Annotated in this window: 16 protein-coding genes and 1 tRNA gene; 1 reads left to right on the top strand and 16 read right to left on the bottom strand. The window is 62.2% G+C overall.

Annotation, left to right across the window (positions count from 1 at the left end):
- Positions 1–87 precede the first annotated feature (87 nt).
- From MAIT1_RS04990 to gnd, 7 genes are all read right to left on the bottom strand, one after another.
- Positions 88–1,965, bottom strand: coding sequence for a propionate--CoA ligase (locus MAIT1_RS04990; protein WP_085441181.1), 1,878 nt, complete (start codon positions 1,963–1,965; stop codon positions 88–90).
- Between the two features lie 136 nt (positions 1,966–2,101).
- The gene (locus tag MAIT1_RS04985; protein WP_085441180.1) at positions 2,102–5,779 is read right to left on the bottom strand and encodes a hybrid sensor histidine kinase/response regulator; all 3,678 of its coding nucleotides are present in this window, start codon (positions 5,777–5,779) and stop codon (positions 2,102–2,104) included.
- A complete protein-coding gene (locus MAIT1_RS04980; protein WP_085441179.1) occupies positions 5,776–6,927 on the bottom strand; it encodes an ABC transporter substrate-binding protein in 1,152 nt (383 codons plus the stop codon). The genes MAIT1_RS04985 and MAIT1_RS04980 overlap by 4 nt, the downstream gene beginning before the upstream one ends.
- 2 nt (positions 6,928–6,929) lie before the next feature.
- On the bottom strand, positions 6,930–8,654 hold the full coding sequence (locus tag MAIT1_RS04975) for a cache domain-containing protein (protein WP_158089322.1): 1,725 nt from the start codon (positions 8,652–8,654) through the stop codon (positions 6,930–6,932).
- 181 nt (positions 8,655–8,835) lie between these two features.
- A complete protein-coding gene (locus tag MAIT1_RS04970; protein ID WP_158089321.1) occupies positions 8,836–9,531 on the bottom strand; it encodes a 6-phosphogluconolactonase in 696 nt (231 codons plus the stop codon).
- On the bottom strand, positions 9,521–11,047 hold the full coding sequence (gene zwf, locus MAIT1_RS04965; RefSeq protein WP_085441176.1) for a glucose-6-phosphate dehydrogenase: 1,527 nt from the start codon (positions 11,045–11,047) through the stop codon (positions 9,521–9,523). Before zwf ends, MAIT1_RS04970 begins: the two co-directional genes overlap by 11 nt.
- 11 nt (positions 11,048–11,058) lie before the next feature.
- Positions 11,059–11,958, bottom strand: a complete 900-nt coding sequence (gnd, locus tag MAIT1_RS04960) for a phosphogluconate dehydrogenase (NAD(+)-dependent, decarboxylating) (protein WP_085441175.1) — start codon at positions 11,956–11,958, stop codon at positions 11,059–11,061.
- Positions 11,959–12,297: 339 nt separating this feature from the next.
- Here gnd and MAIT1_RS04955 point away from each other — a divergent pair, with 339 nt between their 5' ends.
- Positions 12,298–13,164 carry an aldo/keto reductase family protein gene (locus MAIT1_RS04955; RefSeq protein ID WP_085441174.1) on the top strand — a complete coding sequence of 289 codons (867 nt, stop codon included), beginning with the start codon at positions 12,298–12,300 and terminating at the stop codon, positions 13,162–13,164.
- 613 nt (positions 13,165–13,777) lie between these two features.
- Here the strand turns inward: MAIT1_RS04955 and MAIT1_RS04945 are convergent.
- From MAIT1_RS04945 to speA, 9 genes are all read right to left on the bottom strand, one after another.
- Positions 13,778–14,755 carry a hypothetical protein gene (locus MAIT1_RS04945; RefSeq protein ID WP_085441172.1) on the bottom strand — a complete coding sequence of 326 codons (978 nt, stop codon included), beginning with the start codon at positions 14,753–14,755 and terminating at the stop codon, positions 13,778–13,780.
- Positions 14,752–15,549: a hypothetical protein gene (locus MAIT1_RS04940; RefSeq protein WP_143814661.1), complete on the bottom strand. Its 798-nt coding sequence runs from the start codon at positions 15,547–15,549 to the stop codon at positions 14,752–14,754. Before MAIT1_RS04940 ends, MAIT1_RS04945 begins: the two co-directional genes overlap by 4 nt.
- Positions 15,550–15,672: 123 nt before the next feature.
- Positions 15,673–15,759 (bottom strand) — tRNA-Leu (locus MAIT1_RS04935).
- A 122-nt stretch (positions 15,760–15,881) separates the two neighbouring features.
- Positions 15,882–16,442, bottom strand: a complete 561-nt coding sequence (locus MAIT1_RS04930; protein ID WP_158089320.1) for a YqgE/AlgH family protein — start codon at positions 16,440–16,442, stop codon at positions 15,882–15,884.
- A gap of 46 nt (positions 16,443–16,488) precedes the next feature.
- A complete protein-coding gene (mpl, locus tag MAIT1_RS04925; protein ID WP_085441169.1) occupies positions 16,489–17,892 on the bottom strand; it encodes a UDP-N-acetylmuramate:L-alanyl-gamma-D-glutamyl-meso-diaminopimelate ligase in 1,404 nt (467 codons plus the stop codon).
- A gap of 64 nt (positions 17,893–17,956) precedes the next feature.
- Positions 17,957–18,520, bottom strand: a complete 564-nt coding sequence (ampD, locus tag MAIT1_RS04920; protein WP_085441168.1) for a 1,6-anhydro-N-acetylmuramyl-L-alanine amidase AmpD — start codon at positions 18,518–18,520, stop codon at positions 17,957–17,959.
- Complete coding sequence (locus MAIT1_RS04915) at positions 18,517–18,741, bottom strand: NifU family protein (RefSeq protein WP_085441233.1); 225 nt, start codon at positions 18,739–18,741, stop codon at positions 18,517–18,519. The genes ampD and MAIT1_RS04915 overlap by 4 nt, the downstream gene beginning before the upstream one ends.
- A gap of 151 nt (positions 18,742–18,892) precedes the next feature.
- Entirely contained in the window at positions 18,893–20,293 is a 1,401-nt protein-coding gene (locus tag MAIT1_RS04910) for a TolC family outer membrane protein (protein WP_085441167.1), read from the bottom strand.
- Positions 20,294–20,381: 88 nt separating this feature from the next.
- On the bottom strand, positions 20,382–22,343 hold the full coding sequence (gene speA / locus MAIT1_RS04905; protein WP_085441166.1) for a biosynthetic arginine decarboxylase: 1,962 nt from the start codon (positions 22,341–22,343) through the stop codon (positions 20,382–20,384).
- Positions 22,344–22,387 lie beyond the last annotated feature (44 nt).

The raw sequence follows: 22,387 nt of genomic DNA, 5'->3' as shown, positions 1-22,387 counted from the left end.
CGAGGGCAAAGCCCTCGATATCTTCCATTTCCCCAAAAAAAAGGCCCGCCAAAAACCGGCGGGCCTTTTCCATTTCAACACAAAAACTTACGAGCGATCTTTCACCGCGCCGCGAATCTGATCCAACACCGTGGCGTCTTCGATGGTGGGCAGATCGCCGGGATCGCCGCCCTCGGCCAGAGACTGAATGGCGCGCCGAATCACCTTGCCGGAACGGGTCTTGGGCAGAGAGGTGACGATGTGCAGATACTTGGGCTTGGCGATGGGCCCCAACTCCCTGGCCACCGACTGACGCAGCTCATCGGTGGTGGGCGGCTCCACATTGGCCATCAGCACCACAAAGGCTTCGATCTCCTGTCCCTTGATCTCATCCTTGATGCCCACCGCAGCGGCCTCGGCCACCGCCGGATGCAGACATAGCGCCTCCTCCACCTCGCGGGTGCCCATGCGGTGCCCGGCGACGTTGATGACGTCGTCATCGCGGCCCATGATGAAGTAGTAGCCGTCTTCGTCATACATGGCGTAATCGAAGGTGGCGTAGAGCGGCTCCTTGAAGCGCGAGAAGTAGGTGGAGACGAAACGCTCGTCATCACCATAAACGGTGGTCATGCAGCCCGGCGGCAGCGGCGGACGAATCATCAACGAACCTTTTTGATTGGGCCCCACCGGCTGGGCGGTCTGCTCATCCACCAGAATCACGTCATAGCCATAGGCGGGCAGCGACGGCGAACCGTGCTTAAGCTCCATCAGCCCCAGCCCCATGAAGTTGGTGAGGATGGGCCAACCGGTTTCGGTCTGCCAGTAGTTGTCCACCACCGGGCACTTAAGCGCATCCATCACCCAGCGATGGGTCTCCTTGTCCAGCGGTTCGCCAGCCAGGAACAGGGAGCGCATGCTGGACAGATCATACTTGTGAATCCACTCCTCGCCGGACTTCTTGAGCAAGCGAATGGCGGTGGGCGAGGTGAACAGGCAGTTCACCTTGTGGTCCTGCACAATGCGCCACCAGATGCCTGGATCGGGACGAATGGGCAAGCCTTCGTAGACGATGGTGGTCGCCCCAGTAAGCAGCGGGGCATAGACGATATAGGAGTGGCCCACCACCCAACCGATATCGGAGCCGGAGAACATGGTCTCGCCGGGCTCCACCCCGTAGATGTGTTTGAGCGAGGCGCGCATGGCCACCGCATGGCCACCGGTGTCGCGCTGCACCCCCTTGGGTTTGCCGGTGGTGCCGGAGGTGTAGAGAATATAGGAGGGGTGGCTCGACTCCACCCACACCGGATCCACCACCGCGCCCGCGTGCTTGGCCATCTCGGTGGCGTAGTCCAATTCGCCGGGGATCTCCACCGCCTCAGTGGCCACGCCGCGATTGACCGTCAGCACCATGGGCGCATCGGCCATGGCTTCATTCATGCCTTTTTTGAGCAGCGGCTTGTAGTTGACCGCCTTGCCTCCGCGCAGACCGGCATCGGCGGTGATCACCATTTTGGGTTTGGCGTCGTCGATGCGCGAGGCCAGCGCGTGGGAGGCGAAACCGCCAAACACCACCGAGTGGATGATGCCCAAGCGCACGCACGCCAGCATCGCCACCAGCGCCTCGGGGATCATGGGCATATAGATCAACACCCGATCGCCCTTGACCACGCCCTGCTCTTGCAGCACCGCCGCCAGCGCATTGACCTGCTCGTGGAGCTGGCGATAGGTGATCTTCTCTTCGCGCTCCTGCTCGGTGGAGACCCAGATGATCGCAGGTTGGTCAGCGCGTTCAGCCAGATGGCGATCGACGCTGTTGTAGCAGAGATTGGTGGTCCCGCCGACGAACCAGTTGGCAAAGGGCAGTTTGGAGTCGTCACACACCTGATCAAAGGGCTTTTCCCAGTGGATCAGCTCCGCCTGTTCGCGCCAAAACGCCTCACGCTCATCCAGGGACCGCCGGAAAAAGGATTCATAACGCGCTCGCATACTCACGTCCCCCCATACAGAAGAGTGGCGCCAGCCCACTCCCGCCCGAAGCGTGACCGGCTTATGTTGACATTATGGTTTTCTATGCGCTCAGAAGAGTATCACCATCGCCAATTTTTGACAAATTGCAAAGCGATCAATTCTCTGACTTGCGCGTCTGTTTGTCGCAACAGGCGGCCAAACGTTCGGCAGCCGCCTCGTAGTCGTAATCATCCACCAGCGCCAAGACCGCATCCAACGTCTCCGAAAGCGCACTGTCATCTCCCACGGTAGCGCGCAGATCACGCAGCAGGAGTTCTGCGCTGGTGTCGTACTCCTGCAAGAGCTCCAACGCGCGCCCCAGCTTTTGACTGACCGTGCGCAAATCATCGTCCGGATTATCCTGCACGGTAACGGAGGAGCTGGTGCGCGCCTTCAAAGCGGCGCGAATAGCGTTGATATCCTGCGCCAGTCTCTGCTCCACGCGGGAGATAATCTGATCGGTGCGCAGATCATTCTGCGCCAGCGCTTGACTGAGCGCGCGGGCCTCCTCTTCCAGTTGCATGGCGCCAATGGAGCCCGCCACGCCCTTGAGGGTATGCGCAAGACGCATCGCGCCCTCAAGATCCTGGAGCTTGAGCGCCGCGCGGAGTTGGCCAATGGCGTCGCTCTGCTTGGCGACAAACTTCTTGAGCGACTCCACATACCCTTCCACACGACCGCCCACGCGGCGCAGACCGATCTCCACATCCAGACCGGGAATCTGCGGCGGCGCCGACTCGTCCATCTGCCCGGCTATGCTCTGCATCACCGCATCCAGCGACGCCGGATTTTCCTGCCGCTTGATCCAGCGCAACAGCACGGCCATCAACGCCTCCGGCTCGATGGGCTTGGCCAGAAAATCATCCATCCCCGCCACCAGACAGCGCTCCTGTTCGGTAGCCATGGCGTTGGCGGTCATCGCGATGATCGGCGTGGCGGCGCAGGCGGGCGTCTGCCGCATCAGACGCGCGGCGGCGTAGCCATCCATCACCGGCATCTGCAGATCCATAAGAATGGCGTCGAAGCTCTGTTCCGTGGCCAACTGCACGCCCATCAGACCATCTTTGGCCACGGTCGTCTCGACGCCCGCCATCTGCAACAGGTTCAGCGCCACTTGCTGGTTGAGTTCATTATCCTCCACCAACAGAACGCGCGCGCCTTGCAATCCCACATCGCTGGGCGGCCCCTGCTGCGTGTCGGCCTCTGAGGTCGGCAACGGAATGCGTCCGGAGCGCTGCAGCGCCCGCCCCATGGCGTAACGCAGACTCGAGGCAACGACAGGCTTATCCAAAATGGTGATCACTTGGGGCTGCGCGCGCAGATGGTCATGGGTGGTTTCATCCATGAAGCCCATGATCGCCACCGCAGGCACGGCGTGTAATTCAGACGGATTGCGCAAACGCGCCAACAGCTCGGGACAGGAGAAGCCCGGCGCGCCCCAAGCCAACAGCGCCAAATCAAACGACTCACCGCGCTCTTGCGCCAGATGCAGATGCGACCAGGCGTCGGCCCCATCCAGCGCTTCGGTGGCTTGATAGCCAAGATCCTGCGCCACTTGCGCCAATATCTTTCGGGTTGAGTGGAGCGGCTCGACAATCAGCAGTCGCGCGCCGCTCTGGGCCGGATCCGGCGCACAGCCGGGGTCTGGCCGATTCTCAACAACGGAGAGAGTCAACTCAAAGGTGAAGAGGCTGCCTTCGCCCAGTTCGCTCTCCACCTGAATCGTCCCCCCCATCAACCCCGCCAATTGCTGGCTGATGGCCAATCCCAAGCCGGTGCCGCCAAAGCGTCGCGTAGTGGAGGCGTCCGCCTGACTGAACGACTCGAACAGGCTCTCCCTCTGCTCTGGACTGACGCCAATACCGGTATCCTGCACGCAAAAACGCACCCGAGCGCGCTCTTCGACCAGCTCCGCCAGCTCGGCGCGCAAGATCACCTCGCCTTGCTCAGTGAATTTGATGGCGTTGCTCACCAAATTCAACAACACCTGCCCCAAGCGCAGGGGATCGCCCGTCAACAGAGCAGGGATGTTTGGGTCTTGATAGAGGATATATTCCAGACGCTTTTCATGCGCCCGTTCGGCGGTGAGCGTGAGCAGGGAGTCCAGCGATTCGCTGAGCGAAAAGGGGGTCTCCTCCATGCGCAGCTTGCCCGCCTCGATTTTGGAGAAGTCCAGGATGTCGTTGATGATGCCCAGCAGGGATTTGGCGGCGCCGTTGACTTTGAGAATATAGCCGCGCTGCCGCTCATCCAGATTGGTCTGCAAAGCCAGGTGCGTCATGCCGATGATGGCGTTCATGGGCGTGCGCACTTCATGGCTCATATTGGCGAGAAACTCGCTCTTGGCCTGGGTGGCCAACTCCGCCGCCGTCTGGCTGCGCTGCGCCTCCTCCAAGGCTGCATGCAGCTCCTTGGTGCGGGTGGCGACCTGATCCTCCAGGCTGACGCGATATTGCGCCAACTCCTCCTCCTTATTGCGCCGCGCGGTGATATCCACCGCTGCGGCGATCAGATTCTTCACCCAGCTGCTCTCATCGAAAATGGGATAGAGCGACAGCTCCACCCAAATCTGCGACCGCCCCGCCACATTCCATTGCAGTTGGGTGGAGATCTTTTCGCCCTCCGCGCAACGGCGGATGCGCTCGGCCATGGCGTGACGACCGCCCTGACCATGAGTGATCCATAAGGAGTCATGAAACGGCGCGCCGCGAATCGCCTCCAACTCGGCGCCGATGCGCTGCAGCGCAAAACGATTGGCGAACACCACCTGTCCCTGCAGATCCAGCACAAAGATGAAGAACGGCAGATCATTGAGGGTATCCACAAACAGCGCGCGACTCTCCTTGATGGAGTCGGCCATGTGTTTGGTAAAGCGCGTCAGCCGCCCCAATTCATCATTGGGCAATTCCGCTGCGGGGTAGTCATACTCGCCTTGCTCAATGGACTCGATTGCCGCGTTTTGCGCCGCCAAGAAACGCATGAAGTAACGCCGGGAAACCAACCACAGCACGATGGTCAAACTCGCTGAGACAAACAGCAGGCTATTGAGAACCCAAAACATCCGCCAACTGAAGCGCTTGATGGACTGGGAGATCTGCTCGGTGACGGTGGCGCTGCTGCGCATGAAGTGGCGCCGCGAGCCATTGAGAAAGTCCTGGCGCTCCTGAATCGCCAGCCAGTTCACATGGCGCGCTTCGGCCAGGGCGATGATGCGATCCACCCAATGCAGATAGTCCGCCGCAACGCGCCCCTGCATCTGATCGCGCGCGCGTTTCATTTGCCCAATTCGCACGATATTACGATCATTCAGATAGTTCTCAAACTCCTCCAACAGCCCACGCAGCAGCATCGCCGCTTCTGGAGCGGGCGCCTGTTTGGGACGATCGCGCCACTTCAGATCCGTCGCCTGTGCGGTAAAGCGCCGATCGGCGGCGAACTTCTCCTGCAGCTCCAACCAAGCGTTCTGATGATAGGAGAGCTCCACAATCAACTCATCGATATGTCGGCCTGCATCCACAGCGCCTGCAACGGGCTTGAGCGACATCTCACGCAACAGCGCGCGAATGGCGCTCACCTCCTGCAGGAATCGATCTTTCACATTCTCTTTGGTGTCCGGGGAGATGGCGCTCATCGACTCCACATGGGAGTTGAGCGCGTGAAACTGCCCAATGCGAGCATTGGCGGCGCTCTGCGCATAAAAACCAAAATAGACCACCCCAACCACCAGGAACGTCACGATCGCGATGGAGGAGAAGACCAGCAGAATCTTGCGTGAGAGCGTAACGCTCCTCATGGAGCCTCCTGACACGCCTGTTGGTAGAGCGCGCGGTCATACAGCAGCGCATCCAGTTCAGCGGGGGAACGCGCCGCGCGCACCTGTCCAGCCAGTGAGCCGCGATGCTGCATCGCTTCAATCCAGTAGTGCACGCCGCGTCGCCAGCTCTCATCCAACTGCACGGAGAAGTCGATGGTGGGCAGCGAAAGCGCCTCCACATCCTCAGAGCCATTCAGCCAGGCGGCCACCTGTTTGGCGCTCTGCAGCGGCTTCTCTCGAACCAGATCCCGCGCACGCCACATCAGCGCGGTCATTTTGCGGCTCAAATCTGGATGTTTGGCCAGGAAGTTGTTGTGCGCAGCCAGGGCGCAGCAGGGGTGGCCACGCCATTTGCCTTGCGGCGGCAGTTCATGCAGCATCGCCACGGTTTTGCCCACGCCCTGGGCCTCGGCTTTGGCCAGAAAGGGCTGCATGATGACGAATCCGTCAACCAACTGATTCTTCAACGCGGGAATGAGGTTTTTCGGCCCGTTCAGATTGATCAGGAGAATCCGCGCCTTGGCGTCGTCGGCATCGCTGGAGAAGGGAACATTACTCACGCTCAACGCGTGTTCAAAAATGAGATTCTGTACGGAAAACTGGGATTTATAACCGATTCGCAGCGGCTCTTTGCGCGTTTTGGCCAGCTCCAGGAAGGAGTCCCAATCGCGGGCCGGAGAGTCCACGCCCATCACCAGTCCCGCCCCTTCGGCCATGACCGGCGCCAACATGCGGATGGAGCGCCCCTTGTCGATATATTTTAAAATCGCCGGCACGCCGCCAAAGGAGAGGTCATACTGCTCTTCGGACAGGCGGCGAATCAGCTCCTGACCGCCAGTGTGCGAGCCGATCTCCACATTGGCGATGGCGCGATCGCCCTCCATCAACTGATAGGCTTGGCGAAATCGCTTCTCCCGCAGCCAAACGCCGCCGTGTTGTTTGAAATAGTCCGGGTTCATGGCCGCCACATAGAGCGGCGCATGATGGTCATGGGGGGCATGGGCGATGCGCAGAGTCGGCAACTCTTGCGGCGGCTTCTCACACCCGCTCAACGCCACGGCGACAATGCTCAACATCAGCGACGTCATGCAGTAACGTAGGGCGTTTCGCCATTGAATTCCAGTCATGCTCACTCCCCCTTTTTCACATGGGCCTTCCAAGAGCGCCCACGCAGCGACCGCGTGGTCAGCCCCAACGCCATGGCTTCCGCGGCGCGGGTTAAAAACGCCTCATCGCCGGCGCTGCGCTCCGCGCCATCAGGCAGATAGAGATTGAGCACCCCCAGCATTTGATTATCCTGAATCAATGGCAAAATGAAGTGCCCATGCGCCGCCATGCCATCGAACAGAATCTCATGCCGCTCATCCACATGTTCCGCAAACACCGGTTGACGCGACTGCGCGGCGCGGCCACACAAACACTGGCCAAACTCCAGTACAGCGCATTGTGTGCGCAGCTTCGGCGACAGACGATGGGCGGCGGTCAGGCGCAAGCGCTGCGCGCCAGCGGAGTCGGTTTCGGTTAAGAAGACGCACCCCTCCTCCAGACTCCCCAACCAAGGCATGCCGTTGAGCAGACTGTCCAGCGCCCCTTCCAAAAAGGCCTGCTGTGTCGGCGCCGTGAGGGCCAGACGCTTGAGGGTATTGAGCGCCTGCTCTTCGGCCAATGCGCGCTGATGCGTCTGCAGCGCCTCTTGCAGCGTAAAGCGCTGACGCTGCAGATCGCTCTGTGCGTCCAGACTCTCCTGCAACAAACGCTGACTTCGGCGCACATCAGCCGCATAGACCAAGCTCAGCCCCATATGCGAAATCAACAGGATCGCCAACACCCCTGCAGCCAATATCAACAGGCCAAACATCACGCGCTGCTGCTGCGCGTCTCCAGCAGCGCTCAGGGCGGCCAACTCCTGCAGGAAGAACAGCGCGCCGATCTCCCGTTTCCCTGCATCGCGCAAGACAAAATGGGTCACCACCATTTTTCGCGATCCCACTCGGGAGACAAAACTCACCCCCCCATGCCCCTGGGTCATAATGTGAAGATCCAGGTCCGGGGCCCACAGATGCGCCGTGCGATCGCTGATGATCATATTGGGATACTCATCCCAATCGGAATCCGCGTTGCCCAGAGCAGCCTGACCTTCAATCCAGGTTTTGCGCGAAAGGAGGGATTTGAACACCCCCACCAGCAGATCCCCGCCGCTGATGCGTTTGACCATGGGCGCAACGTGATTGATCTCCTCCCCCAGCTCCAGATAGCCGATAATCTGGCCATCCTGGCGCACCGGCGACACCACGCGTAGGGCCAGGGTGCCGAGAGGACCCAACTCAATGCCGCTGGCGATCTCGCCGCTGGCGCGCGCCTGCTCCAAGGTGACCCGTTGGATTTGGTCTCCGAAGCGTTTGGGGTGATGCACGCGCAAAAAATTCACCCCGCTGGGCAGGTGAAAATAGAAGTGCGTCACCCGCCGCCGCGCCCGCAGTTTGACAAACAGCGGCTGCGCCAGAGCATGCAGCCTGTCTCGCTCTCGTGCGACAAAAGCGGCGCGCAGGTCTGGGTTTATCAGAAGAGGGCGCAACGCCTCCTCCAACACGCGCGCCTCCTGCTCCAGCAACCACTGGAACACCGCATTGCCCACCGCCGCGCTGGCTTGCGCGCGCTGCATCACATGTTCGGAGCCCTGAGCGTCCCACTGCCGCCACATCCAGCCGCCCACCCCAAGAAACAGCGCGGCCGCCAACACCAATGAGAGCGCCAAACGCCACCGTGCGGTAACACGGTTGCGCAGAGTTGCATGGCTGGAACGATCCGCGTCAAAAGATTTCGCCGTGGCCGTTTCGCTCTGCTCGGAACGCATATCCTCTCCAGCACGGGGGTTTCGATGCCGCACACGCCATCGGTTTGCTCGCATCGTCTCGTCAACGCCAAACGGTGATGATTGGCGCATTTATCAGAGTAAGAAAAAAAGCGCCACAGCACCAAGCGAAAGCGTAAACGCAGGTGAGAAGTTAGCCGAATTTTTAAGAATTTAGATTAATTTATTGCAGATAAGGCGGGGCGGAATCCGCGTCGAGGAGCCAACCCACCCTGCGCGCCCGGGCTATGCGCGCGGCGGGCAGGTCGCACTGGAGGTCGGACAGGACCGTCTGCAGCGTTGCGCTCTTGCTGGCGCCGGTGACCAGGAACGTCACCCGCTCTGCGCGCAGGATCTCCTGTTCGCTCAAGGTGATGCGCGCCTGTCCCGAGAGCGGATTGCGCGCCCCATGGCAACGCCCGCCGCCCGCCGCTTCGCCGGGGAACAGCGAGGCGGTGTGGCCGTCATCGCCCATGCCCAGCCAGATCCAATCCAAACGCGGCGGCAACAGCGCGGCATAGCGCGCCGCCTCCTGCTGCGGGGGATCTTCGCCGCGCATGCGCTGATACGCCGCTAAGTCGGCGGGCAGCGCCCCGCCAAAAGCGCGCAACAGCATGCCGTGGTTGCTCTGGGGATCGTCCGGGGCGACGCAACGTTCGTCCACCCAGTAGAGGGCGAGCTTGCGCCAGGGAATGCGCGCGCGCCATGCGCCCCCCAGCAGACGGAACAGCCGTTCCGGCGTGCCGCCGCCCGAGACCACCAGAGAGAGTGGTTCGGACGCATCGTGCGCCGTCAGCGCCGCCAGCAGCGCTTCCGCCAGCGCCAAAGCGGCGGCGTCGGCATCGGCGCAAATTTGGATATTCGGGGCCTCAGAGGGCACAGTAGCCCCCGTCGGTGGTGAGATTGCGGCACGGATAGCGAAACTCGCCGCCCTCCTTGAACAGAGTTTTGGTTTCCGGCGGCCCCCATGTGCCCGCCGGGTAGCCATACAGCGGGATCTCCGGGTCAGTGGCCCAGGCGTCCAGAATCGGCTGCACAAAGCGCCAGCCCCACTCCACCGCATCGCTGCGCGCAAACAGGGTGGCGTCGCCCAGCAATCCATCCAGCAACAGCCGCTCGTAGGCGCTGGGGATGGGCGATTCGCCCAGATCGCTGTAGTGGAAATCCATCCCCACGTTCTGAATCTGGAAGCCCGCCGCCGGGGTTTTGAGACCGAACTCCACCAGAATGCCTTCGTCAGGCTGGATGCGGATAATCAGCCGATTGGCCCCCGGGGCGGCGCCGTCGGCGCGTTGAAAGAACTGGTGCGGCGGCTGACGGAAGTGCACCGCCACCTCGGTGACGCGGGTGGGCAGACGCTTGCCCGAGCGGATGTAGATGGGGATGCCGCCCCAGCGCCAGTTGTCGATATGGGCGCGGATCGCCACAAAGGTCTCGGTGCGCGACTCCGGGGCCACGCCGCCCTCATCCCGATAGGCGGCCAGATCGTCGCCACGCACATTGGCGGAGAGATACTGCCCCCGCACCACATGCTCGTGAATGTTCTCCGCCGTGATCGGACGCAGCGACTGCAACACCTTGGCGGTCTCGTTGCGCACGGCGGCGGCGTCAAACGCCACCGGCGGCTCCATGGTGACCGTAGCCAATACTTGCAACAGATGGTTCTGCACCATATCGCGCAGGATGCCCGCGCCGTCGAAGTAGCCGCCGCGATCCTCCACGCCGATGGTCTCGGCGGCGGTCACCTCCAGATGGCTGATGTGGCTGCGATTCCACACCGGCTCGAAAATGGCGTTGGCAAAGCGCAGGGCGAGGATGTTCTGCACCGTCTCCTTGCCCAGATAGTGATCGATGCGATAGATCTGCCGCTCCTCAAAGCGCTCCAGCAGGTTGCGGTTGAGCGCCACACCGGAGGCGAGATCCTCGCCAAACGGCTTCTCCACGATCATGCGCCGCCAGCCGTCGCTCTGGTCGGCCAGCCCAACGGCGTGCAGACCATCCGCCGTGGGGGCATAGAGACTTGGGGGCAGCGCCAGGTAGAACAGCGCATTGCGCGTCTCCATGCGGGACTCCTCCCACAAGGTCGCCATGCGCTCGGCCAGCGCCGCGTAAGCTTGGGAATCGGCAGGGTCAAGTTGCTGATAGCGGAACAGCCGGGTGAAGGGCTCCACATCGCGCAACTCTTCGCCCCCTGCGCCAAAGCGCGCCAGCGCCGCCCCCGCCTGGGCGGCGAAATCGGCGTCGCTGACCGGCTTGCGCCCCAACCCCAGGATCAGGAACGGACGCGGCAGCGCCCCTTTGCGATGCAGATCATACAGCGCGGGGATCAATTTGCGTTTGGCCAGATCCCCAGTGGCGCCGAACAGCGCCAGAATGGCCGGTTGCGCCTGTCTCATGCTCGCCCCCTTCAGGACTTGGCCTTGACCGCATGGCCGCCGAATTGATTGCGCAGCGCCGCCAACAGTTTATGCCCGAACGCCTCCCGGTCGCGCGACTGGAAGCGGGCGAACAGCGCGGCGGTGATCACCGGCGCGGGCACAGCCAGGTCGATGGCGGTCTCCACTGTCCAACGCCCCTCGCCGCTGTCGGAGACATAGGGCTCCAGCTTGTCCAGATTGGGATCTTCTCGCAGCGCCAGTTCGGCCAGATCCAGCAGCCAGGAGCGTACCACGCTGCCGTGGCGCCACACCCCGCTCACCGCCGCCAGGTCGATATCAAACGGCGCCTGCTGCATAATCTGGAAGCCCTCGGCGTAGGCCTGCATCATGCCGTATTCGATGCCGTTGTGGACCATCTTCACAAAGTGCCCGGCGCCGCTGGGGCCGCAGTGCAGATAGCCGTTCTGCGGGGCCAAATCGGTGAAGATGGGCGTCAGGGTCTCGGTGGCCGCCGCATCGCCGCCGGTCATCAGGCAGTAGCCGTTCTCCAGCCCCCACACGCCGCCGCTGGTGCCGCAGTCCAGCAGGATGATCCCCTTTTCCGCCAACGCGGCGCTGCGCTGCTGGGTCTCGCGCCAATCGGAGTTACCGCCGTCAATGATGATGTCGCCCGCGTCCAGCAGGCCGGACAGGTCGTCCAGATTCTGCTGCGTGGGCGCCCCCGAGGGCACCATCAACCAGACGATGCTCGGGCTGGGCAGATTCGCCACCAACTCCGCCAGCGAACCGGCCCCCACTGCGCCTTTATTGGCGAACTCCGCCACCACCTCGGCCTCATGGGCGAACACCACCATCTCATGACCCGCCTGCATCAAGCGGGTCACCATGTTGCCGCCCATTTTGCCCAATCCGACAAATCCGATTTTCATCTTCTGGCTCCTAATGGGGTAAAAAAAATCTCCTGCGGCGCTCACTGGATGAGATGATCAAAGAGACTGGGGCTTCGCCCCAGACCCCGACCAGGGCGCCGCCCTGGACCCGCACGGGCTCTGCCCGTGACCCGCCAGGGAAATGATTTCCCTGGACCCTCGTGAGTTTTGCTCCGAGTGGAACGACTCTATTCTCGCGCATCCCACCTTGTGCTTAATCCTGCCTTCCATTGCATCAAGGCATGGCGAATCACGATAGCACGCCCTCCACTGCAACAACATGACGACGGCGCAATTTCCCGGTAATGTCATCACGACAGCAACCACCGGAGCCTCGCCATGACCACGCCCCCCGCACACTGGAAAACCACCCACGCCAACGTCGCCCTGCCGCCCATGGTCTACGGCACAGCGTGGAAAAAGGAGCGCACCGCCGCCCTGGTCGAGCAAGCGCTGCGGGCCGGATTTCGCGGCATCGACACCGCCTGCCAGCCCAAACACTACTATGAGTCCGGCGTCGGCGACGGCATCGCCGCAGCGATTCAAGCCGGAGTCTGCGCGCGTTCTGATCTCTACATCCAGAGCAAATTCACCCCGCTGCGCGGTCAGGATCCGGCCAACGTCCCCTATGACCCCAACGCCCCTTTGACCGAACAGGTCACACAGTCGTTCGCGGTTTCATTGAAAAATCTGCGAGTTGAGCAACTGGACGGGCTGGTGTTGCACTCGCCGTTGGCCACCGAGACGGAGTTCACCGAGGTGTGGCGGGCGCTGGAGGGGATTCACGCCGACGGCGGCGCGCGGCAGTTGGGCATCAGCAACTGCTATGATGTGAACGTGTTCAAATGGCTGTGGGCCAACGCCCAGGTCAAACCGGCGATTTTGCAGAATCGATTCTATGATAAGAGCGGCTATGACGTCGAGTTGCGCGCCTTCTGCCGCGAGCATGGGGTGACCTACCAGAGCTTCTGGACCCTCACCGCCAACCCGCACATTCTGCAGCACAAGAGCGTGGTCGCCCTGGCCCAGGAGATGGGCTGCGCCCCGGCGCAGATTCTGTTCCGCTGGCTCAACCAGAGCGGCGCGGTCCCGCTCACGGGAACCACCTCACCCCAGCACATGGCGGAAGATCTGGCGTTTACCGAGTTCGAACTCACCGCCGAACAGATGACGCAGATAGCGGGCGTGATCGGAATCGCCGCGTGATCATTCGGGGTTCTTATGGGCAGAAGTCGCCGTTTGGATATCTCTGGCGACACTCCTGGCGGGTTAATTTCTCCCCGCTGCTCACGCGCCAAAGCTTGGAGCCCTTGTATTCATAGAGATTGGGCAAGGAGGTCAGAATGGCCTCGTCTCGCGTCAAACAGCGTTCGAGCGTAAGGGGTCTGAGTGGGCGATCAATCCGTCCATGGTAGACTTTAACAACGTGGTTATTCTGTAGGAAGAACCACCAGAACGCGCCCTCGTGAAATTTCAAATCAGATAACAAGTGAGACGGATAGAGCCCACGCAGCATGGGGGGAGGATCACTATACGGCGTCATTTGGCAGACATGATCCCAGGCGAAGCGAGTCATTCCTTGAAGAGGAAGAGATTTGCCGTGATTGCTCACCAACTCCTGAATCATGACGGAAGGCAAAGGCTCCGTATGATAATCCCGGAACCGTTGAGCCCCGGTCAGCAACCACCAAACGATCAGGAGAAGAGCGCCGCCGGTCACTGAGAGAAGGAACAGAACCTTCGTGAACCGCCTCAGAGCAGTGGTCTTGTTTGGCTCTGGCTCGCGTCTCATCGGTGGAGCCTTCCGCGTAGACAGCGATCAAATCCAGGTAATGTCGCTGGGAATGTGGCGGGTGATGCGTTGGGAGTCGATCAGTTCGGCGTCAAAGGGATCGTCGCTGACGTGATACTTACCCCAACTGTACAGATCGCACACAACATCGGGCCCAGACGCACGAATGCGCGCCACCACCGCACGGTCGGTGGTCCCGGGCAGGATCATCATGCTCTCCACCGCCACCCCCTGGCGCTGCAGAATATCCCGCTGATCCAGATAGTAGCGATACAGTGAGAACGCCGACGGCAGCCGCAGCAGGAACAGCCAGCGCCCGCCGCGCCCCTCGGCAAACAGTTTGGGCGCCGCGCTGGGAGCGCCGCTGCGCCAATCGTCGGGGGGCGTATTGTCCAGAAGCTCCGGCGCGGGCAATCCGCCATGGGCGTCGAAGCGCTGCGTCAGCGGTTGCGCATCCTGCTCCGGACAGAGGTGGTTGAACTCCTGCGCACAGCCCCCCGCCCACTGCGCCAGACGCGCCCACCCCGCATCGCCGCACTGAAGAAAGAGCTTGCCATCCAACAGATAGTCGGCCAGATCCACGCGCTTGAGCAGCGCCGCCAGCCCCTCAGGGCGACTCTCATGCACAAACACGAATGGGAGTACGCCGAGGGCGCCGCCGCCCTCGTCGCTCTGCTCCAATGTGCCGATATGGCTATTGGGAGAGGTCGCCACCAACCACTTGGCGCCATCGGCGATCTCCGCCCGTTGCGCCTCGCTGGGCTGAATATGATAGGTCACTTGCGACGTCAGCAGGCTCAATAGCAGCTCCTGCTGCTGGGCGGCGCAATCCTGCAACAGAAACAGATCCTGTCGCCGCTGGGCGCGGAACAGCGTCACCGACGCCGCTTCAGGCTCTATGGCGCCCGCCTGACTCACCTGCTGCGCCAACGCGGCGTCCACCCGCCGCAGCGCCGCCAGATTGCGTTGCCACAGATCCTCTGCACCGTGCTCAAGGCCGCTCATGCGAGCTCTCCATAACCGAAATAGCCCATGGCCTCGCCGCAGTAGCGATTGAAGATCTCCCGCTGCTCGGGACTCCAACGCCCCCAGATCGCCTCTGGAGAGCGGTCGCCGCGACTCTTTCGATTGATATCGCGGCCCTGTTTGGCGGCGACCTGTTCAGGCGTCAATTCCGTCTCGGCGCCCATCCAGCGCCAAGTCTGTTGGAACGCATCGACGTCGGTGGTGAGGGATTCGAAGGTCTGCACGCGACAGCGGGGGTTATCCGCCACCGCTTCGGCCACTGGGCGCTGCGAGGCCCAGAACAGGCACAGCGCCGAGAACAGGTCCAACGGCTCGCTCTTGCCGTGGAATTCACGCTGATAGACCGGGCCGAGCATGCGCGTCATGAAGTTGTGATACCAGACGTCGGAACGGTCGTTGTGGTGGAAGTAGGAGTCCACCACCTGCACGCCATTGCGGGGCATCATCAGCGCTTCAGCGTTGAGATCCGCCAGAACAGGGGCCATACGGGCCATTTGCAGGGGGAAAAAGTGGGTCACGCCGATGGCGGCGTAGGGCAGACTGCGGGCGGCTTGCCAAAAACGTCGCCAAGCGCTCATGTGAAGATAATCCGAACCATCCAGCATCAGACTGAGCGCCCGCCAGCGCATGGCGGGCGCGCCCATGGGGCGCATCTCGGTAATCTCGCCCAACGCGGTGTGGATAAACTCCTTATCCACCAAACAGACCATCCCGGCCTCCGGGGCGTGAAACGCGCCGCCGAACCAGGTGGTGCCGCTATGCCCGGTGCTCACAAGAAACTTCAATGGCTTATTGTGCATGATAGCCGACCGTTCTCCTCGTTGCGCGCGGTCAAAAAACAGCCAATAAAAAAAGGGTCAGGTCATAAAGACCCAACCCTTTTCGTAACTTTCAGATGGTGCCCAGGAGAAGACTCGAACTTCCACTCCCTCGCGGGAACTAGATCCTGAATCTAGCGCGTCTACCAATTCCGCCACCTGGGCAATGTGTCTCGTGCGTGACGAGACGCGAAGATTAGCGTTACCGGGCCGTTGGGTCAAGCGGATTTTTCGCGCCCCATGCATTTTTTCCACTATGGACGGAAAATCCCCCGGACTCAGCCGCCTCAATTGGCCTGGCCGCCCCCATCCACCAACAGAGCCGGGTCGATGCCCATGCTGCGGATGGCCATCTCCCAGCGCCGTTCATGGGGGGTGGCGAACAGCAGCTCGCGATCAAAACGGCACACCAGCCAGGCGTTCTGCCGAATCTCCTCTTCCAACTGACCATCGCCCCAACCGGCATAGCCCAGCGTAAAGAGAAAACGCGCCGCCGCCCCGGCGTCGGAGAGACGCTCCAGAATCTCCGGGCTGCCGCCCATAAAGAGGTGGCTCTGCACCTCCACCGCGCCGGAGTCGCCAAAATCCTCCTCATAGAGCACAAAACCGCGCTCCGGCGACACCGGCCCGCCCTGATAGACGATATTGTTCTCCGGTCGACGCCAATTCAGACCCAACTGCTCCATCACGTCGGTCATGCCCACGCTGTGGGGGTGGTTGACCACCAGCCCCATGGCCCCCTCGCTGGAGTGGGCGCAGATGAACACCACCGAGTGGTGGAAGTTGGTGTCCTCCAAGGTGGGCATAGCGACAAGAAACTGTCCGACGATGGACTCTTCACTCTCCATGACTCGCCCTCCCTCTGATTGCATTGACTCCCATGGACGCCCCGCGTTAAACCCGCGCTTCGATGGCTTCAGCCAAGCGCGCATGAATGCCGCCAAAGCCGCCGTTGGACATGATCACGATGTGATCGCCCGGCGCCATCTGCGCGCGCAAAATCTCCAGCGCGCCGTCGGCGTCGTCCACGCCATGGGCTTGGCGCACCCGGCCATCCTGCTGCAGTTGACGCAATAACGCGGCCACGTCCAGCATATCGTCCGCCGCCAACCCGCGTGCGGCGGGCTGGGCGATGATCACGCCGTCGGCGTCAACCAGCGATTCGGCCAAATGCGCCTGATGCACGCGCCGACGCATGGTGTTGCTGCGCGGCTCCAGAACCGCCCAGATGCGCCCGTTCTCGCCCACCTTGGCGCGCAACCCCGCCAACGTGGTGGCGATGGCGGTAGGGTGGTGGGCAAAGTCGTCATACAAGGTAATGCCGCCCGCATTGGCGCGCACTTGCAGTCGCCGCGCCACCCCCTGGAACGCCGCCAGCCCCTTTTTCACCGCATCCGGCGCCGCGCCATGAATCAACGCCGCAGCGGCGGCGGCCAAACCGTTACTCACATTATGCCGCCCCAGGTGCGCCCACTCCACGGTAAACAGCGGCGCGCCATTGCGCAACAGCGTCCAGGAGGAGCCATCCGGGCTCTCCAGGCGCGCGCGGAAGGGGTAGTCGCCATCGATGCCAAAGCGCGTCACCGGCCCATAGGCGTGGTTGGCGACCAGATCCTCAATCTCCGCATCGTCGCCATTGGCCAGAATCACCCCACGACGCGGCACGCTGCGCAGCAGATAGCGGAACTGCACGCGAATCGCCTCCAGATCGGGGTAGATATCGGCGTGATCAAACTCCAGATTGTTGAGAATCAGCGTGCGCGGGCGATAGTGCAGGAACTTGGGCCGCTTATCGAAGAAGGCGGTGTCGTACTCATCCCCCTCCACCACCACGAACTGGCCGCCGGGGTACTGCGCGCCATGGCCGAAATCCAGCGGAATGCCGCCAATCAGAAAACCCGGCTTCCAGCCCACGGAGCGGAACAGAGCGGCGGTCATGCTGGAGGTGGTGGTTTTGCCGTGAGTGCCCGCAATCACCACCGGATGACGCTTGGCCAATACGTTTTCATACAGCCATTGGGCGCCGGAGACATAGGGCAGCCCGGCGTCCAGCACCGCCTCCAACTCGGCGTTGCCGCGGGAGATGGCGTTGCCCACCAGCACCAGATCCGGCGTGGGGTTGAGCGCGGCGGCGTCGAACCCTTCACGCACCGGAATGCCGCGTTTGGCAAGAAAGTCACTCATGGGCGGATAGATGCCGGCGTCAGAGCCGGTCACGCGCCAGCCGCCGTCCTGAGCCAGCGCGGCCAGCCCGGCCATGGCGGTTCCACAGATTCCGATGACATGCAGATGCTTCATAGGGTCGGCCTCCCCCGGCCGAGCGCAATGCAGTAAGAGAGCGCGCGATAACAAAAAGGCCGAATCACCAAAGAATCGGCCAATCATTTCGAGTTTCAGCGCAGGACAACGCCTGCTGCAACCGCGTCCAATCGAACATCGGTCCAGGATCCCACTTGCGACCCGGCGCAATGTGTTCATGCCCGGCCAAGCCATCGTCACGCAACTGCGGCAGGCCCGTTTGCAGGGTGCGGAACAGCTGCGCCAGACGCACATACTGGATGGGTGCAAACGGCGTACGCTCATCGCCTTCCAGTTCGACGCCAACCGAGAAGTCGTTGCAGCGCTGGCGTCCGCGCCACTGGCTGACGCCAGCGTGCCAAGCGCGGCGGCTCACCGCAACGTATTGCGTCACCAAACCGGCGCGATTCACCAGAAAGTGCGCGGCCACGCGCAGAGGAGCGATTTCCGCAAAGAAGGGGTGCTCGTCAGGATTCAACGAGCCGGTGAAGAGCTGATCGACGTAGGGACCGCCGAACGCCCCCGGCGGCAAGCTGATGGCGTGCACCACCACCAGCTCGACCGCACACTGCGGGGGGCGTTCGTCGCAATGGGGGGAGAGAAGCTGTCGAAAGTCGATCCCGCTCAGCCCACATTCTCCACCGAGCGCACTTCGGGGATCCGCTCTTTCATGGCGCGCTCAATGCCGCCCTTGAGGGTCATCATGGCGCCGGGGCAGGAGCCGCACGCGCCGCGCAAACGCACGTTCACCACGTTGTCTTCGGTGATCTCCACCAGCTCCACATCGCCGCCGTCGCGCTGCAACATGGGACGAATCTCCGCCAAAACCGCTTCAACCTTGTCACGCATGATCATGTCCTTGGGGTAGTTTCGACCGCCACGACCGCTCAACTCACAGGTGTGAGAATCCGCCGCCGCCGCCGTCATCCATCTTTGAGTCGATGCCGCATCGCCCGGGGCGATTCGCACATCGGCGCATCTTAACAGATATGAGACTCGATTACCGCCCCTCAAGTTCCGCCATGGTGAGCTGTCCGGTGGCGCTGAGTAGACTGAAGCGCGCCAGTTCGGCGTTGTAGCGCGCCTGAATCAGATTGGTTTCGGCGCTGAAGGCTTCGTTCTGCGCATCCAGCAGATCCAGCGCCGTGCGCGCGCCCACATTGAACTCGTCTCGCACCCCGGCCAGGGCGTCGCGGGCCGCTTTGAGGGCGGATTCCAACGATGCCACCACCGCATCGGCGCTGCGCATATCCAGCAGCGCCTGCTCCACCTCACGGCGCGCCTGCAGCTTCAACTGGTCATAAGTGGCGCGCTGCGCCTCCAGATCGGCGCGGGCGCCGCGCACGCCGGACTCGGTGGCGCCGCCCTCATAGATGGGCGCGGTCACGGTCACGGTGAGGGAGTGGCTGTCGTAGGAGCCCAGATCGTTGCCGCCGGTCTCGGCGTGCAGGGTGCGACTGAGCGAACCCGACAGCGTGGCGGTGGGCCAGTGCCCGGCCTTTTCAAAATCCACACTCTTTTCGGCCACGTGCACGCGCTCGCCTTGGGCCATCATGTCGGGGCGGATATCGGCCTTTTCGAACAGTTGATCCAGATTGGCGTCATCCATCTGGTGACCAATAGTGGGCGCGGCCATCACCTTGGGCGGCGCCTGCCCCACCACTTCCCGGTAGAGGGCGGCGCTGACGTTAACGCCGTTGATGCCTTTTTCCAGATCGGCTTGGGCGCTGGCCAGACGCGCCCGCGCCTGGGAGACGTCGGTGCGGGTCAACTCGCCCGCCTCAAAGCGCGCGATGGTGGCCTTGAGGTTGGATTCGATCACCGCCAGATTGCTGCGCGCCAGATCACGCACCGACTGCGCTTCCAGATAGCCCAGATAGACCTCCGCCACCCGCATGATCACCGCCTGTTCGGTATTGGTGTGATCGTGCTCATAGGCGGCCACATTGGGCTTGGACTGGTCATAGCTGATCCACGCCTGCCGATTGAACAGCGCCTGGGTGAGGCTCAAGGTCAGGGCGGTGGGGTCCGACTGAGTGCGCGTGACGCCATACTTGGCGTAGCTGTGGCTAAAAGCCACCGAACCTTCAATGGTGGGCAGCAGACTGGCGCGGGCGGTGGGGATCGCCTCGCGGGCGGACTCCAGGGTGTAGTCGGCGTTGCGCATCTGCGGGTTGTTGGCCATGGCCAAACGCGCCGCCTCCAGGAACATGGCGTTGCCGTCCAGCTCGGCGGCGGGAGCCATGCTCTCGGGCGCCGGATCGCTGGCCATGCTCTCCTGCATGGCCGCGTCAGTGGCGGCGGCCTGGGCGAATGCGACCGGCGACCACAGCGGGGTCAGCGTCAAACTGAAGACAGCCAGGGCCAAATGGGCGGGACGAATCTGCGCAAAAACGGACATGTCAGAATCCTTACGGCTTGGGCCCGGCGCGCCACGATTCCTGCAAGGTCGCGATATTGCAGTTGAATGCGCAATCACATTGCGCCGGTTATGAAATCTCGGGGGTCAGATAGGTATAATCATCCAACGCTTCGCCGAAGCTTTTTGCAAAAAGCGCGCCCAGATTATGATCCCCTTTATGGGTCAGCGCCAGGGCGCGATTCATCAGATGATGCGGATCGTAGGATACCTGAGTCAACACCTGGCGGGTGGTCTGACCCGGCAAAACCTGCTGGTAACTCCACTCGCCATTGTCGCCCAGACCCACGTGCGCCACATGGGTGTCGCCGAACAGATTGTGCAGATCGCCCAGGATCTCCTGATAGGCGCCCACCAGGAAGATGCCCAGCCGGTACGGCTCGCCCCCATTGAGCGGATGCAGCGGCAGCGCCGGTTTGGGCCCGTCCTTGACGATGAACTGATTGATGCAGCCATCGGAATCGCAGGTCAGATCGTTGATGGCGGTCAGACGACTGGGACGCTCGCCCAAGCGCTGCAACGGCAAAATGGGGAAACGCTGCCCCACCGCCCAGGCGTCGGGCAATGATTGGAACATGGAGAAGTTGGCCAGATAGCGATCCACCACATAGTCGCTGACCGTATTCTCCTCCTCCTCGGACTCCGCTGCAAACAGGCTCTGCGGCGCCACATCACGCACCCGCGCGGCGATGCGCCACAAGTGTTTCTCGGCGTCAGCGCGATCGCGCACACCCACCCGCCCGGCCAAAAAGGCGCGTTGGAACGCCCCTTTGAGCGCCAACGCTTCATGCCAGATGTCGGCGGCGTTGTGTTCGTCCACCTCGTCAACCAGCGCCATCAACGAGGCGGTCTCCGGGGCCATCTCGTCGGCGTCATCGGCGTCCTCCGCCTCTTTTTCGTGCTGAAACTCCGGCAGACTGGGCGCATCGCGCGGCACGTCGGCGTCGAGCACATCCACCACCAGCACCGCATGGTGCGCAGTCAGCGCGCGTCCGCTCTCGGTGTGCAAAATAGGGTGCGGCAGGTCCGCCTCTTCACACGCTTCCGCCATCACGCTCACAAAGGTCTCGGCGTACTGGCTCAACGAATAGTCGACCGAATCGTCCTCGCCGTTACGCTCGCCGCCATAATCGACGCCCAGTCCCCCGCCCATGTCCACCCGCTCCACCGCGCAGCCCATGGCGCGCAGCTCCACAAAGTAGCGCGCAGCCTCGCGTACGCTCTCCTCCATGGCGCGCAATGCGGTGATTTGCGAGCCCTGGTGAGCATGGATCAGTTTGACGCAATCGAGCATGCCGCGCCGCTTGAGTGCGCCCACCACATCGAGGATTTCACCGGCGGTCAGACCGAATTTGGAGAACCCCCCCGCCGACTCCGACCACGGCCCCGCGCCAGCGGCGTCCAGCTTGACGCGGAAGCCCAGATTGGGGCGCACTTTCAGAGCATCGGCGACGCGCAATACGGTGTCCAGCTCGCCAGGGCGATCCAGCACCAGATAGACCGGCAGCCCCATGCCCATGGCCAGCAGCGCCAGCCGCACATAGGGTTCATCCTTATAGCCATTGCACACCACCACGCCGCTGCCGCCGTGCAGGTAAGCCAGGGCGATGGCCAGCTCCGGTTTGGAGCCCGCCTCCAACCCCATATGGAAGGGGCGGCCATACTCGATAATCTCCTCCACCACCTTGCGGTCCTGGTTAACCTTGATGGGGTAGAGACCAGCGTAGTCAGAGGTATAGTTGAATTTGTCCCGCGCCTCGGCAAAGGAGCGATTGATGCGCTGAATGCGATCATGAAGGATATCGGAAAAGCGCACCAGAACCGGCAACTCCAGCCCCAAGGCGCGGACCTTTTCAATCAGATCGAGCATATCCAGCTCAGGCGAGTCGGGACCGCCTGCGCGCACGGTGACGTGACCCTTATCATTGATGCCGAAATAGCCCACGCCCCAGCCGGGCAGATTGTAGAGGGAAGCGGAATCTTCGGTAGTCCAAGCCGCAACGGGCGCCGGGGAGGACGAAGAGGTGGGCATGGGCCATACTCCAGACGGGTTGAAAAGATATGGCTCTCTATATC

It is taken from the genome of Magnetofaba australis IT-1, from assembly GCF_002109495.1.
In the GTDB taxonomy this organism is placed as follows: domain Bacteria; phylum Pseudomonadota; class Magnetococcia; order Magnetococcales; family Magnetococcaceae; genus Magnetofaba; species Magnetofaba australis.
The sequence above is the reverse complement of the archived record's forward strand: the minus strand, read 5'-3'. Positions and strand labels throughout refer to the sequence as shown.